Raw genomic sequence first — 13,428 nt, forward strand, 5'->3', positions numbered from 1 at the left:
CCTTGTCAGGGCGCCGAAGGTTCAAGCTTGAAGGGGCGGATATTTTTCAGGTTGGGGATCTTGGCGCGGGCAGCCTTCACTGCGCCGGTATCGATCTCGGCCATCACGATCGCTTCGCCCTCACCATCGGCTTCCGCCAGAATGCGTCCCCAGGGATCGATAATGATGGAGTGACCATAGGTCTCGCGTCCGTCCTCGTGCTGGCCGGCCTGGGCGGCGGAGATCATGAAGGCGCCGTTTTCAATGGCACGGGCGCGCTGCAACACATGCCAGTGGGCCTCGCCTGTCTGGCGGGTAAAGGCGGCAGGGGCGGAAAGGATTTCCGCACCGGCAAGCGCCTGGGCGGTAAACAGGTCGGGGAAGCGGACATCGTAGCAGATCCCCATGGCAATCTTTGCCAGTGATGTGTCTGTCACGGCTGCTGTCTCGCCGGGCCTGTAGACAGCGCTTTCGCGCCAGCTCTCGCCATTATCGAGGTCGACATCGAACATGTGGATCTTGTCATAGCGCGCCAGAATGGAGCCTGCAGGCGAGAACAGAAAACCGCGATTGGCGATCATGCCGTCGTCCAGAGCAATTGCTGTCGAGCCGATGTGGAGATGAATGCCAAGGTCGCGCGCAAGAGCGCAGGCCTTTGCAACGATCAGGTCATCGGCTTCACCGCGCAATACAGCGCGCAACCCGGCACGGTCCTTTTGCACTGCACCCGTCATTTCCGGCGTCTGGATATAGGTCGCGCCGCGGCTTGAAGCCTCGCGCACCAGAGTTTCCAGCGTCTCGGCATTTTTCTCCGGGCTGACGGTTGAGCAAAGCTGGATGGCTGCTGCGACGAATGTCATTGTGCGCTTCCCTCCTGCGCGAGCATCGGGTCGAGCCGGCCCTGGGCGTCAAGGGCGAAGAGGTCGTCGCATCCGCCAACATGATGACCGTTGATGAAAATCTGCGGGAAGGTCGCCCGTCCACCGGAACGGCCAATCATTTCAGCCCGTGCAGTCGGCGTTTCGGTGGCATTGAACTCGGTGAAGTCGACGCCTTTTTCTGTCAGGAGCTGCTTGGCGCGCATGCAGAAGCCACAAAAATCGCGCGTATAGATCTCAATCTTGGCCATTGCCTCGTCACTCTCATATGTTCAGTTGCTCTGTCATATAGGGTCAATAGAGGACGCGCGCAAAGGTCAAGACAAAGACGCGCCTTGCCCCGGCCTTTTTCAACACTCGCGTTGCCGCAGAGACGGTGGCGCCTGTGGTGAACACGTCATCGATCAGAATCAGCGTCTTGCTGAAGATCTCGCCGTCCCGTCCTTTCGCTATTGCGAAGGCGCCGCGCACATTGTCTTCGCGGGCGGGCCGTGTGAGGCCAACCTGGTGATCGGTGTGGCGCCGCCGCTCGATCAGCCCGGCAAGGAAGGGCGTTCCGGAAAGCTTTGCCAGCTGACGGGCGAGTTCGGCAGATTGGTTGAAACGGCGGGCGACAAGACGGCGGCGGTGAAGCGGGATTGAGAGAATGGCGTCGGCCTCGGCAAAAATGCCATCGGCCGCGCGTGCCATGAAGCGCGCCATCATGGGGGCAAGGTCGGGGCTGTCACGATATTTCAGCGCATGGACCAGCGCCCGTGCCTTGCCGTCATAGGCAACAGCGGCGCGCAGTTTATCAAAGGGCGGAGGGTGTGCGATGGCTTCCGGCGAGAGAATGCCGGTGCCGAGATCGTGGGAAAAGGGCAGGCCGAGACGCTCGCAATAGGGTCGCTCGATAAAGCGGATATCCGACCAGCATTCAGGGCAGAGTGCATGGGGCGTGCCTGTGCGCCGGCCGCAGCCTGGACAGATGGCGGGCAGCACCAGAGTGCCGAGCGAGGTCCCGAAAGAGCCAAGCGCCCGGCCAGCCGCCGAGAGTGGGTTTTGCAGCCGCTGCAACCTGTCCATCGCTTGACATTAGCGTTGTCAGGCGTTCTTTGCGAGCAGGATTTTACCACGCCCGGCGTGAAGGAGGCAGGATCATGGACGAAATTTTCGACACCGCGCTCGTGGCTGAGCGGCGGCGGAAGGCTGTTCAATCGGCCGTGCCCGGTGCTGATTTCCTGCTGAAGATTGCTGCCGATGAACTGGCGGAGCGGCTTGCCGTGGTTGAACGGCATTTCGAGCGGGGCGTGGAACTGCATGGCGTGACCGGGCTGGCTGCCCGCACCGCTCTTGAAAGCGGAAAGGTTGACGCAATCGAGCGGGTCGAGGCCGACAAGGCCTTCTCCCAGACAGGAGAAACCATACGGGTGGCCGCACTGGAATGGCCGGAACTGCCGCCCCAATCCGTCAATCTGCTGCTTTCGCCGCTGGCGCTGCATCTTACCAATGACACGCCGGGCATGTTTATCCAGATCCGCCGGGCGCTGAAGCCGGATGGCCTGTTCCTGGCCGCTATTCCCGGTGCCGGAACGCTTGGCGAATTGCGCGACTGTCTTCTGGCGGCAGAGGCCGAGCTTTATGGCGGCGCGAGCCCGCGGGTTATCCCCTTTGCCGATGTGCGTGATATTGGCGGTCTGTTGCAGCGTGCCGGGTTTACCCTGCCGGTTGTGGATCAGGAAAGCTATACGGTGCGCTATGACAATCTGTTCGCGCTGATGGCGGATCTGAAGGCCATGGGCATGACCAATCCGCTTGCCGGGCGGTCGAAAAAGCCGGTCGGACGCCGATTTTTCCTCCGTGCGGCTGAACTTTATGCCGAGCGTTATGCTGATCCTGACGGCAGGATCCGGGCGACCTTCTCCTTCATCTATGTATCTGGCTGGGCACCGCATGAAAGCCAGCAGAAGCCGCTGAAGCCGGGATCTGCCAAGGCCCGTCTTGCCGATGCGCTCAACACAGCGGAAATCCCGTTGAAGCGCTGAGGAGCCCGTGTTTACCGGCGAAAATGGCGCCAGACGAGATCGTCAGGACGCGGGCGCGGGGCCTGCCTGTCCAGCACGGCGCCAAGCCGTCTGGCAACGGCGATGGACCCGGCATTGTCGGCGTCTGTATAGCTCACCAGCGTTTCAAGCTTCAGCGTTGAAAAGGCCCAGTCGCGCAATGCACCGGCTGCTTCCGTTGCATAGCCCTTGCCTTCGCTGCCATCATAGAGAAACCACCCCAGCTCCGGCTCGGGGTAAAGCGGTCCATGACTGATGCCGACCTGACCGATGCATTCACCCGTTTCGGCAAGATCAACCATCAAAGCGCCATGTCCCAGCAAAGGCCATTGCGCCATGTCGTGGCAGAACATGTGCCAGGCCGCGGCTGCATCATGGGGGCCGCCCATGCCTTTCGCGCGTGGCGAGGCCATCAGCGCGGCATAGGCGCTGAAGTCGGCCATCACCATTTCTCGCAATATCAGGCGTTTCGTGTGAAGGCGCGGAATATCGAGCATGAGATCGGGCCCTAAAGGAGATCCTGAAGCATCGGGATCAACGGCTCATCTGCGGGTGGCATGGGGTAATCGCGCAGGTTTGCTGCGCGCACCCATTTGATCGCCTGGCCTTCGCGACCTTCGGGAATGCCCTCAAACCGGCGGCAGACATAAAGCGGCATCAGCAAATGAAACGTCTCATAGGTGTGGCTGGCGAAGGTGAGGGGCGCCAGACAGGCGGGTTTGGTGGTTACGCCAAGCTCTTCTTCAAGCTCGCGGATCAGGCAGTCCTCCGGTGTCTCTCCGGGCTCGACCTTGCCGCCGGGAAATTCCCAAAGGCCAGCCAGCGTCTTGCCTTCCGGGCGCTGGGCCAGAAGAATGCGGCCATCGGTGTCGATGAGGGCGCAGGCGGCAACCAGCAGGATTTTGAAGTCAGTCATCAGATCTCTGTTTCTCGCCAGTAGCGGTAACGATAGGCCTCGGTGAAGCCCATATTGCGGTAAAGCGTGATGGCAGGCGTATTCGTGCCGGTCACCTGCAGCCAGGCAAGACGTGCAGCACGGGCTTTCGCCCAGTGCAGCATGGCGGTCGTGATGCTGCGTCCCAGGCCCTGCCGACGATGGTCTTCTGACACGGCGAGAAGCTCGATGCCAGCCATCTCGAAGTCCTGAACACACAGGCCGACCGCCAGCGGCGTTCGATCGCTTTCCTCGCGGATGAAAAAGCCGTGGGCCGGACGAATCCCGGTTACCACTTCGGCCAGGCCGGGCTTGGTCAGCCCGTCCTCGGGTTTTACCGCCAGAACGGCATCGGCAAAACGCCCGATATCCTGGCTCGGCAGCAGGTCCAGTGTCTCTTCGCTGCTGAACCGTGTCAGGTCGCGGGTCATGACGATTGTCTCGTCAAAGGCCACAGCCCCTTCGTCTGAAAGATATTCGATCAGCATTGACGGCGTCAGCGGTGTTTCGCGCAAGAGCATCTGGCGACCGAACGAGGCATAGTGGCGGCGGGCTTTCTCCAATCTGATTTCGATATCTGCGATATCCGACTGATCAAGCACGGTTATGCTGTTGAGCCTTTTGGACGGGTGACCGGCTGTCAGCCGGTATTGCCAGGCGCCATCGTAGACGACGGTCTTTGCCGGCCATGCTCTGAGGCCCATGGCTTCTAGGCGCCGCACCAGCGGCAGGTCTGTATTCACGTGTCTTTCGCTTCCGTGCCGGAACCCAAGTCATTGTTGTGACCGCAATAATAGGCCTGGTACGGTCTCTGTAAACACCGCGATGACCGTGGCCGTAGCAGTGTTGCCGCGCGGCAACTGAACATGTCATTCGCGGCATTTCCGATCTGGCGCGTTTTTCGATCTCAACGAATGAGATCGCTGATCTATCCGGTTGTTTTGCCAAATGATCCCGTCGATCCGTGCGTCGCTCCGGCCGGGTCAGCCGCTAGAGATAATCTTCGATACGAACCGTATCGACCTGCTCGGGCTTCATATTGGCTCTGGCATAGCTGAGGCAGGCCCCGGAGGTAAGGAAGAGGGCGAAAATATCGCCATCAATATGCCCCTCTGCCCGCATCGATGACATGATGGAAAGCGCACGTGACAACGGCATGGCCCTGCGATAGGGCCGGTCTGCCGCGGTCAGCGCTTCGAAAACATCGGCAACGGCGATCATCCGCGCCGGGATGCTGAGTTCGGCCGCGTCGAGGCTGCAGGGGTATCCTTTCCCGTCCATGCGTTCATGATGGGCACCGGCGAGATAGCGAATGCCGTTGAGATGAGCCGGGAAGGGGATCTTGTCGAGCATGCGTATGGTGGAGACCGCATGTTCCTTGATCTTGTAGAATTCCTCGTCGGTCAGCGTGCCGCGGCCGATGGAAAGGTTGTAGATCTCACCCCGGTTATAGAGCACCGTCGGAACGTTGATGGTGAAGCCCCACGGATTGTCCGGGTCGATCTTGTCGCGCTCCTGCCGCTCGATGATATGGTTCGGGCTGTCGGCCAGAAGCGGTTCAGCCACAGGCAGGTCGGGTGCATCGGTCCTGGCCATGCGCGCCTCTTCCTCCCATGACAGGCCAAGCCGGTCGCTTAATGTGCGGGTCCACGATTTGGCGGCAATGGCGTTCAGCCGTGCAATCGTTTCGGGATGGATGCTTTCCGCGCCGGTGTTGCAGCTGGCGACAAATGTAAAATCCGCGTCCAGTTCAGCCCATTGCTGCTCAAGCGCGTCAAGCCGCGCCTGCCTGTCCTCGCCTGTCAGCCCCTGTTCGGCAATATCTCGCCAGCAATGCACCTCTGCCTCGCGCTTGGCGACCTCAAAACGTGTGCGGATTTCGTGAATACGATTGTGAATGGTTTCGAGCTTGGTCGATTTGTCGATGACATATTCCGGTGTCGTCACCTTGCCGCAATCATGCAGCCATGCAGCCAGGTTGAGCGACTGCTGCTCGTCGGCGGTCATGCTGAAATCTTTGAGCGGCCCTTCCTTCGTTGCGATCGCGGCTTTGGCAATCATCTCGGTCAAGACCGGGACGCGCTGACAATGGGCACCGGTATAGGGGCTTTTCTGGTCGATGGCGCTGGCGACCAGTTCCACCATGCCGAAAATGGTCTTGCGCTGGTCGTGTATCAGCCGTGCCGTCTCGATGACCGAGGAGGCGAGACCGGAAATGGCCGTCGTGAAAGCGAGGATATCCGCACGGTCGTGGCCGGGGTCACTGCTCGGAGCAAGAAACAGAAGCAGCGCACCAAGCCGCAGATCTTTGCGGTCCGACAGGCCAACACTCATCAGTGTAAAATCTTCTGCCGGGATCGTTCCGGTATACCATCGGGATATCTCTGCTTCGCTGACTGCGAAAACCCGTCCGCTGGCGCCGTCTGTTGTCATTGCCGGGTGATTTCGTTGCTGCCGGTCCAGAGCGGGGATCTGGTCGGGGTCGAGATGATTGCCGTCCATCATGGCGCAGGCCGGCTCAAGTCTGCCATCGGCGCCTGTGAGATAGAGGATTGCGCCCCGCGCCTCGGTCGCCTCGACGGTGCTGGACATGATCTGATCGAGAAGGGCGGTATAATCCTCTTCCGAAGTCAGCGCCTTGCTGACAGACAGCAACCGCTGGACCGTGGTTTCCAGCTTGTCGATTGCCATGCCGAGCCGGTCAACCTCAACGATGAAGGACCGGTTCTTGTGTCGGGTGTTGAAGCGCAGCAGGCCAATCTCATGCGCCTTGCTTTCCAGACGGCGCAAGGAACCGGCAATGATATGGGCAATCACCAGCGCCAGCGCGATCGAGACGGCGATGACCCCGATGCACCAGTAGAGGAGATTGCGGCGAATGCGCTCGGCCTCGGCCGTCAATTCGCTTTCCGGGCTGGCAATGACGAGGCGATAGGAGCCCGAGCCGGAAAAGGTCTGGGCGAAAATGCGCCAGCGCTGCTGCCCTTCCATCAGCGCACGCGAGACCATGTTATCTTTATCCGTGGCCTGCAAAATGTCATCAAGCGTCTGCTTCCCCGCATTGGCAAGGGCAGGCGGCATGGCATAGCCATCTGTGGGCGAGAGGGCCTGCTCTGATCGCTTGCCGGCTTCGCTGCTCGCGACGACCAGATTTCCCGTGCCGAGAATGACGGCGACGGAGGATGTGGTCGGGCGATCATCTTCAAGGATAGTGTTGAGCTGTGCGAGTGTGACATCCGCACCTGCAACGGCAGAGCCCGTCGGATCCTGCCGGCTGAAGGTCAGACCGAGCTCGCCGGTTGTGTAGAAGACATAGGGCATTGACTGGTGAATGCCGACCGTATTGATCGCGGCCTTGTACCAGTCGCGCAGTCGCGGATCGAAACTATAGTCCGGTTCGACGCGGTTCTGAAGAATGTGAAGCGAGGCGTCGTAGAAGGTATAGCGTCCCTGTAATGGTGAGGATGGGCCGTCGCGCATGATTGTCTGCAGCAGGAAATGGCTGTCGGGCGGTGCCGCCAGACGATCGGCGCCTTTTTGTCCAGGCGTGACTTTTCGCATCAAGAAGAAGTCACCGTCACGGTATCCCATATAAACCGCAGAGATGGCCTCATCCTGACGCAGGATTTCAGCCAGCATGGCCGCGTATTTCTCTCTGCCCTCAAGATCTGTTTCATCAGCCAGCGATGATCTGGAAACAAGCGTGGCAGCCATGGCGGCCTTTTCCCCGATCGCATTCAGAGATTGGCTTGTATTGCTGCTGGCCCTGGCGAAAAGCTGCTCGGCAGAGACAATCAGCATGTTTCGCGTGGCATTGTACTGGACGATAACAATGACGGCGAGTGACGTCAGCAACAGCGCCAGCAAGAGCGCCAGAACGTAGATACGCAGTGAGATCCTGTGCGTCACCTGTTGTCCTCAATGGCAGTTTTGCCGGGCCCGCTCATGCCTTTGATCGTGATGGCGACAGTTTCGGCTGCCGGGAGCAGCCCGATTGGCTGTCTGTCCCGCCGTTGATATCGCTGTCATTCCCGTTTCGCCCATATTCGTAACTGAGAAGTTAAGTTAATCCTTTACGAGAAAGAGTCATAGTCATTTTCTGACTTATGAGAATAATAAAAAAGTTGATGGCGGGAACGGGTTGCCGGGTTAATATTTGATTTTCGTAATATTAGATAATTTGTAATCGATTTATGCTCGGTCCGAGGCAACAACTACCGCATAAAATCCCCAAAATCCCGGCGCTCTGCGAGGGCTGCCGGGATCTGTCTTGTCCGCGTTTACATGCTTAAGCCGGATTGCAGCTTAGCTGCGATAATCGCCATTGATGGCGACATATTCCTTGGTCAGGTCACAGGTGTAGACGGTCGCTGTCCCACTGCCGAGGCCAATATCGGCACGAATGGTGATTTCGTCCTGTTTCATGACGTCGGAGGCGGCTTCTTCGGAATAATCCGGATCGCGTTCGCCTTCGACAGCGACGCGGATATCGCCGAACCAGATGGCCAGCCGGTCGCGTTCAGCCTTCTCGCCAGCCTTGCCAACGGCCATGACAACACGGCCCCAATTGGCGTCCTCGCCGGCAACGGCAGTCTTGACCAGCGGCGAATTGGCGATGGAGCGGGCGATCACGCCTGCGGCCTGATCATCTTCAGCGCCGGTCACCAGAACCTTGACCAGCTTGCGCGCACCTTCGCCGTCGCGCACGACCTGAAGGGCCAGATCCATCATCAGGGCATGAAGGGCAGCGCGGAAATCGTCAAGCGCGGGATCGGCGACATCGGTCACGGGCGTCTGGCCGACCTTGGCTGCGGCCCCCGTGGCGAAGGCCAGCACGGTATCCGAGGTCGAGGTGTCGCTGTCGACGGTTACGGAATTGTAGCTAGGTCCGACGCCTTCCGACAGCAGTGCCTGCAGTACCGATGAATCAATCGCGGCATCGGTGACGATAAAGGACAGCATCGTCGCCATGTCGGGTGCGATCATGCCCGCGCCCTTGGCCATACCGTTGATGGTGACGGAAACCCCGTCAATTGTTGCACCACGCGTGGCAAGCTTGGGATAGGTGTCGGTGGTCATGATGGCCTTGGCGGCATCAAACCAGAAATCCTCAACGGCCGCGCCAGCCATATTGTCAAGCACGCCCAGGAATTTCGAGGCATCCAGCGGTTCGCCGATAACGCCGGTGGAGGCGAGGAAGACCTCGCTTGTGGCGCAGCCGACAGCGGCAGCGGCGGCCTCACCGGTCAACCGGGTGGCCTCGGCGCCCTTTTTGCCGGTGAAGGCATTGGCATTACCGGAATTGACGACGACGGCGCGGGCGGTGCCATGGACGAGGTTCTGCCGGCAGTAATCAACCGGGGCAGAGGGGCATTTCGAACGGGTGAAGACGCCAGCGACGCTTGCCGGTGCATCGAAGACCATCATCATGACATCGGTGCGGCCCTTATATTTGATTCCAGCGGCGGCCGTTGCGAGGCGAACACCGTTGACGGGCGGCATGGGCGGATAGGATTTGGGTGCAAGGGGCGAAATGGCGGACGACATGATGGCTCCGTTCTGGATGGAGAAACGGCCCGCTTGATCAGAGCGGGCCGCGGTCAGGCTCTTACTGCTGTGCCTGCTGCTGTTTATTGACGTCGTCGTAGGCTTTCTGCAAGTCCTTATCTTCGATAACGACCGTATCTCCCTGCTTCAGTGCGTCCATGGCTTCCATGTACTTATCGCGCACCACCATCTGGCGCACCTGCGGGGCAACCTGCTCGTAAGGCACGGGCTGCTTGTCGCGAATGTCCTCAACCTTGATGATGTGGTAGCCGAACTGGGTCTTGACCGGGGTTTCGGTATACTGTCCCGGCTTCAGCGCGAAGGCAGCCTTTTCGAATTCCGGAACCATCTGGCCCTTGGAGAAATAGCCGAGATCACCGCCGTCGGAGGCGTTGGAATCCTTCGAATGTTCCTTGGCTAGTTCGGCGAAGTCTGCGCCGTCATCAAGCTGCTTGATGATGTCCTTGGCCTCATCCTCGCTCTGGACGAGAATGTGCGCGGCCTTGACTTCTTCCTGCTTGGGCGCAGCTGCGATTTCCTTTTCGTAGCGGGCCTTGACCATGGCGTCGGTCACTTCCGCGTCGACATGGGCCTGGAAATACTCGTTGTAGAGTTCCTGGTCACGCAGCTCGGCCATGCGCGCCTTGAAAGCGTCAGTCTTGTCGAGGCCTTCTTCTTCGGCAGCCTTTGCCATCAGTTTCATGTTGATCAGGCTCGAAAGCGCCAGCGCCTTCAACTGCTCGGCGGGCATGTTGCCGACCTGGCCCTTGAATTCAGCAATTGCTGCGTCAAGCTCGGACTGGTGAACGTCCTGGCCGTTGACGGTTGCGATCACGGTTTCAGGAGCAGGGGCGGGGGCGGCAGCGCTAGCATCGGCTGCGGGTGCAGGCGTGGCGTCGGTGGCCGGCTGCGCTGCGTCCTGTGCGAAAGTGGGGAGGCCGAAACCGACGGTCGTCGCCAGCAGCGCAGCGGCTACCAAATATCGTTTTTGCATGAAAACACCTTTATCTGACTGGTGGAAAAACATTGCACCGTTCACTTCCCCCCGACCGTGTTCATAAGAATGTGGCCAATATGGAACGGCGTTTGTCGTTGACATCCCTTAACCCCCCTCTTATCTGTCTGCCTAGCCTGCGTCCAGTGACTAGGGGCGGCAAGCAGGTCCGCATGCCAGGAAAAACAACGTATGGCGTTACGTACGCAGCGAATATGACAACTTTCAGAAAGAGCGATTGAAATGGTCTCACTCGGAGGCGTAGCCCGCAAATTGTTCGGATCGGCCAATGAACGCCGGGTCCGTTCCTACCGACCGCGCGTTGCCGCAATCAACGCTCGAGAAGCAGAAATTTCGGCTCTCTCCGACGAACAGCTGAAAGCCAAGACTGAGGAATTCAAAAAGCAGCTCGCCGATGGCAAGTCGCTGGACGATCTGCTTGTTGAAGCCTTCGCCGTGGCGCGCGAAGCATCCAAGCGCGTCCTGGGGCTTCGCCCCTTCGATGTTCAGCTGATCGGCGGAATGATCCTGCATGAAAATGCAATTGCGGAAATGAAGACCGGTGAAGGCAAGACCCTTGTGGCAACGCTTCCCGTCTATCTGAATGCCCTGTCCGGCAAGGGCGTCCATGTCGTCACCGTCAATGATTATCTCGCCCGTCGCGACAGCGAGACCATGGCCCGCCTTTACAGTTTTCTTGGCATGAAAACCGGCGTTATCCATCACGGACTGTCGGATGAGCAGCGCCGCGAGGCCTATAACTGCGATATCACCTATGCCACCAATAACGAGCTTGGCTTCGACTATCTGCGCGACAATATGAAGATGCAGCGCAACGAGATGGTTCAGCGCGGGCACAATTATGCGATCGTCGACGAAGTCGACTCGATCCTGGTTGACGAGGCTCGCACGCCGCTGATCATCTCCGGTCCGCTTGACGACCGTTCGGATCTTTACGTGGCGATGGACGCCGTTATTCCCACGCTCGCGGAAGCGGATTACGAGATCGACGAGAAGCAGCGCTCGGCGAATTTCTCCGAAGAGGGGATGGAAAAGCTTGAGCAGCTTTTGAAGGCACAGGGCGTTTTGAAGGGCGATTCGCTCTATGACGTCGAAAACGTCGCCATCGTTCACCATCTCAATAACGCGCTGAAGGCCCATAAGCTGTTCTCGCGTGACAAGGATTACATCGTTCGCAACGGCGAAGTCGTGATCATTGACGAATTTACCGGCCGCATGATGCCGGGACGGCGTTATTCGGAAGGCCAGCATCAGGCGCTGGAAGCCAAGGAACGCGTCAAGATCCAGCCGGAAAACCAGACTCTGGCCTCGATCACGTTCCAGAACTATTTCCGCATGTATGACAAGCTGGCCGGCATGACCGGTACGGCGGCAACGGAAGCGGAAGAATTCGGCAATATCTACAATCTCGATGTTGTCGAAGTACCGACCAATCTGCCGATCGCCCGTCTCGATGAGGACGACGAGGTCTATATGACCGTCCACGAGAAATATCTGGCGATTGTCGAAGAGATCAAGATCGCCAAGGCCAAGGGCCAGCCGGTGCTGGTGGGTACGACTTCGATTGAGAAGTCGGAACATCTCGCCGAGGCGCTGAAGCGCGACGGCATCACCGATTTCAACGTGCTGAACGCCCGTTATCACGAGCAGGAAGCCTTCATCATTGCTCAGGCCGGTGTGCCCGGTGCGCTGACGATCGCGACCAATATGGCTGGCCGCGGTACCGATATTCAGCTCGGCGGCAATGTCGATATGCGCATCTTGGCCGAGCTTGGCCATCTTGAGCCTGGTTTCGACGTCACCACAAATGACAAGGGCGAGCGAATCGAGACCCCCTGGAAGGTGACCCCGGCAGGTCCTGAGCGCGATGCCCAGGAACAGGCGATCAGGGAAGATGTTGCCAGGCTGAAGCAACTGGCGCTGGAAGGTGGCGGTCTCTACGTCATTGCCACCGAGCGCCATGAAAGCCGCCGTATCGACAACCAGCTGCGTGGCCGTTCCGGCCGTCAGGGTGATCCTGGCCGTTCGAAATTCTACCTGTCGCTTCAGGATGATCTGATGCGCATCTTCGGTTCCGACCGTATGGAGGGCATGCTCCAGAAGCTCGGTCTGAAGGAAGGTGAGGCCATTGTTCATCCCTGGATCAACAAGGCACTGGAACGGGCGCAGAAGAAGGTCGAGGCGCGCAACTTCGATATCCGCAAGAACCTGCTGAAATATGATGACGTGCTGAATGATCAGCGCAAGGTGGTCTTCGATCAGCGCAAGGAACTGATGGATTCGGATGATATTTCCGACATTGTCGCCGATATGCGCTCAGAGGTGATCGAAAATGCCGTCACCCATCGCATTCCCGAGCGTGCCTATGCGGAACAGTGGGATGTTGCCGGTCTGAAGGAAGACTGCCTGCGTCTGCTGAACCTCAATCTGCCGGTTGAGGAATGGGCCAAGGAAGAAGGCATCGCCGAGCAGGAGATTCTTGAGCGCGTGACCGCCGCGGCAGATGCGTCACGTCAGGCGCAGATTGAGCAGGCTGCCCAGTTCGGCCCGGATGTGCTGAAATATGTCGAGCGTCAGGTCGTCATGCAGGCGCTGGATCACCTGTGGCGTGAGCATATCGTCAATCTCGACCATTTGCGTTCGGTGATCGGCTTTCGCGGTTATGCCCAGCGTGATCCGCTGCAGGAATATAAGCGTGAGGCTTTTGAACTGTTCCAGGCGCTGCTGGGGAATATGCGCGAAGTGGCCGTTTCGCAGCTCTCCCGCGTGCAGCTGGTGCGTGAGGCGACCCCGCCGCAGCCGCCGCAGGCCCCGGTTGCGCCGCCGCAGCCCTCTGAGCTTCAGGCTCACCACACCAATCCGGATACTGGAGAGGACGAGGTTGCACAGGCCCCAGCACCCGGCGCTGCCGCAGCTGTCGCCGCCGGCCTTGTGGAGGAGATCCCCGAGGAGTGGAAGCATGTCGGGCGCAATGATCCATGCCCCTGCGGCTCGGGTAAGAAATTCAAGCACTGCCACGGCCGTCTGGTCTGA

The 13,428-nt window shown here is 59.2% G+C and carries 11 protein-coding genes; 2 read left to right on the forward strand and 9 right to left on the reverse strand.

Annotation, left to right across the window (positions count from 1 at the left end; all coding sequences use genetic code 11):
* Positions 1-5 precede the first annotated feature (5 nt).
* From FJU08_RS12050 to FJU08_RS12060, 3 genes are read right to left on the reverse strand one after another with little or no spacing between them, the layout of a single operon-like run.
* Complete coding sequence (locus tag FJU08_RS12050; protein WP_141149265.1) at positions 6-839, reverse strand: carbon-nitrogen hydrolase family protein; 834 nt, start codon at positions 837-839, stop codon at positions 6-8.
* A complete protein-coding gene (gene grxC / locus FJU08_RS12055; RefSeq protein WP_141149266.1) occupies positions 836-1,108 on the reverse strand; it encodes a glutaredoxin 3 in 273 nt (90 codons plus the stop codon). Before grxC ends, FJU08_RS12050 begins: the two co-directional genes overlap by 4 nt.
* Positions 1,109-1,151: 43 nt before the next feature.
* On the reverse strand, positions 1,152-1,922 hold the full coding sequence (locus FJU08_RS12060) for a ComF family protein (protein ID WP_141149267.1): 771 nt from the start codon (positions 1,920-1,922) through the stop codon (positions 1,152-1,154).
* 74 nt (positions 1,923-1,996) lie between these two features.
* On the opposite strand from FJU08_RS12060, the gene FJU08_RS12065 reads away from it, so the two are divergent.
* Positions 1,997-2,881, forward strand: a complete 885-nt coding sequence (locus FJU08_RS12065) for a methyltransferase domain-containing protein (protein WP_141149268.1) — start codon at positions 1,997-1,999, stop codon at positions 2,879-2,881.
* A gap of 11 nt (positions 2,882-2,892) precedes the next feature.
* Here the strand turns inward: FJU08_RS12065 and FJU08_RS12070 are convergent, their stop codons facing one another.
* The 6 genes from FJU08_RS12070 to FJU08_RS12095 all read right to left on the reverse strand — a co-directional run bounded on the left by FJU08_RS12070 (position 2,893) and on the right by FJU08_RS12095 (position 10,374).
* Complete coding sequence (locus tag FJU08_RS12070; RefSeq protein ID WP_141149269.1) at positions 2,893-3,396, reverse strand: GNAT family N-acetyltransferase; 504 nt, start codon at positions 3,394-3,396, stop codon at positions 2,893-2,895.
* A gap of 11 nt (positions 3,397-3,407) precedes the next feature.
* Complete coding sequence (gene mutT / locus FJU08_RS12075; RefSeq protein ID WP_141149270.1) at positions 3,408-3,815, reverse strand: 8-oxo-dGTP diphosphatase MutT; 408 nt, start codon at positions 3,813-3,815, stop codon at positions 3,408-3,410.
* Positions 3,815-4,576: a GNAT family N-acetyltransferase gene (locus FJU08_RS12080; RefSeq protein ID WP_235890668.1), complete on the reverse strand. Its 762-nt coding sequence runs from the start codon at positions 4,574-4,576 to the stop codon at positions 3,815-3,817. The genes mutT and FJU08_RS12080 overlap by 1 nt, the downstream gene beginning before the upstream one ends.
* Positions 4,577-4,823: 247 nt before the next feature.
* Complete coding sequence (locus tag FJU08_RS12085; protein ID WP_141149271.1) at positions 4,824-7,742, reverse strand: HD domain-containing phosphohydrolase; 2,919 nt, start codon at positions 7,740-7,742, stop codon at positions 4,824-4,826.
* Positions 7,743-8,138: 396 nt separating this feature from the next.
* Positions 8,139-9,380, reverse strand: a complete 1,242-nt coding sequence (gene argJ / locus FJU08_RS12090) for a bifunctional glutamate N-acetyltransferase/amino-acid acetyltransferase ArgJ (RefSeq protein ID WP_141149272.1) — start codon at positions 9,378-9,380, stop codon at positions 8,139-8,141.
* A 61-nt stretch (positions 9,381-9,441) separates the two neighbouring features.
* Positions 9,442-10,374 (reverse strand): peptidylprolyl isomerase, encoded by a 933-nt coding sequence (locus FJU08_RS12095; RefSeq protein ID WP_141149273.1) that lies wholly within the window; start codon positions 10,372-10,374, stop codon positions 9,442-9,444.
* A gap of 243 nt (positions 10,375-10,617) precedes the next feature.
* Between FJU08_RS12095 and secA the strand changes: the two genes are divergently transcribed.
* The gene (secA, locus tag FJU08_RS12100; protein WP_141149274.1) at positions 10,618-13,428 is read left to right on the forward strand and encodes a preprotein translocase subunit SecA; all 2,811 of its coding nucleotides are present in this window, start codon (positions 10,618-10,620) and stop codon (positions 13,426-13,428) included.

Origin of the sequence: Martelella alba (genome assembly GCF_006516955.1) — a bacterium.
In the GTDB taxonomy this organism is placed as follows: domain Bacteria; phylum Pseudomonadota; class Alphaproteobacteria; order Rhizobiales; family Rhizobiaceae; genus Martelella; species Martelella alba.

Excerpts from the sequence above, each read along its gene's own strand:
- FJU08_RS12050 (WP_141149265.1), bottom strand. The coding sequence starts at position 839 with ATGACATTCGTCGCAGCAGCCATCCAGCTTTGCTCAACCGTCAGCCCG.
- grxC (WP_141149266.1), bottom strand. The coding sequence starts at position 1,108 with ATGGCCAAGATTGAGATCTATACGCGCGATTTTTGTGGCTTCTGCATG.
- FJU08_RS12060 (WP_141149267.1), bottom strand. The coding sequence starts at position 1,922 with ATGGACAGGTTGCAGCGGCTGCAAAACCCACTCTCGGCGGCTGGCCGG.
- FJU08_RS12065 (WP_141149268.1), top strand. The coding sequence starts at position 1,997 with ATGGACGAAATTTTCGACACCGCGCTCGTGGCTGAGCGGCGGCGGAAG.
- FJU08_RS12070 (WP_141149269.1), bottom strand. The coding sequence starts at position 3,396 with ATGCTCGATATTCCGCGCCTTCACACGAAACGCCTGATATTGCGAGAA.
- mutT (WP_141149270.1), bottom strand. The coding sequence starts at position 3,815 with ATGACTGACTTCAAAATCCTGCTGGTTGCCGCCTGCGCCCTCATCGAC.
- argJ (WP_141149272.1), bottom strand. The coding sequence starts at position 9,380 with ATGTCGTCCGCCATTTCGCCCCTTGCACCCAAATCCTATCCGCCCATG.
- FJU08_RS12095 (WP_141149273.1), bottom strand. The coding sequence starts at position 10,374 with ATGCAAAAACGATATTTGGTAGCCGCTGCGCTGCTGGCGACGACCGTC.
- secA (WP_141149274.1), top strand. The coding sequence starts at position 10,618 with ATGGTCTCACTCGGAGGCGTAGCCCGCAAATTGTTCGGATCGGCCAAT.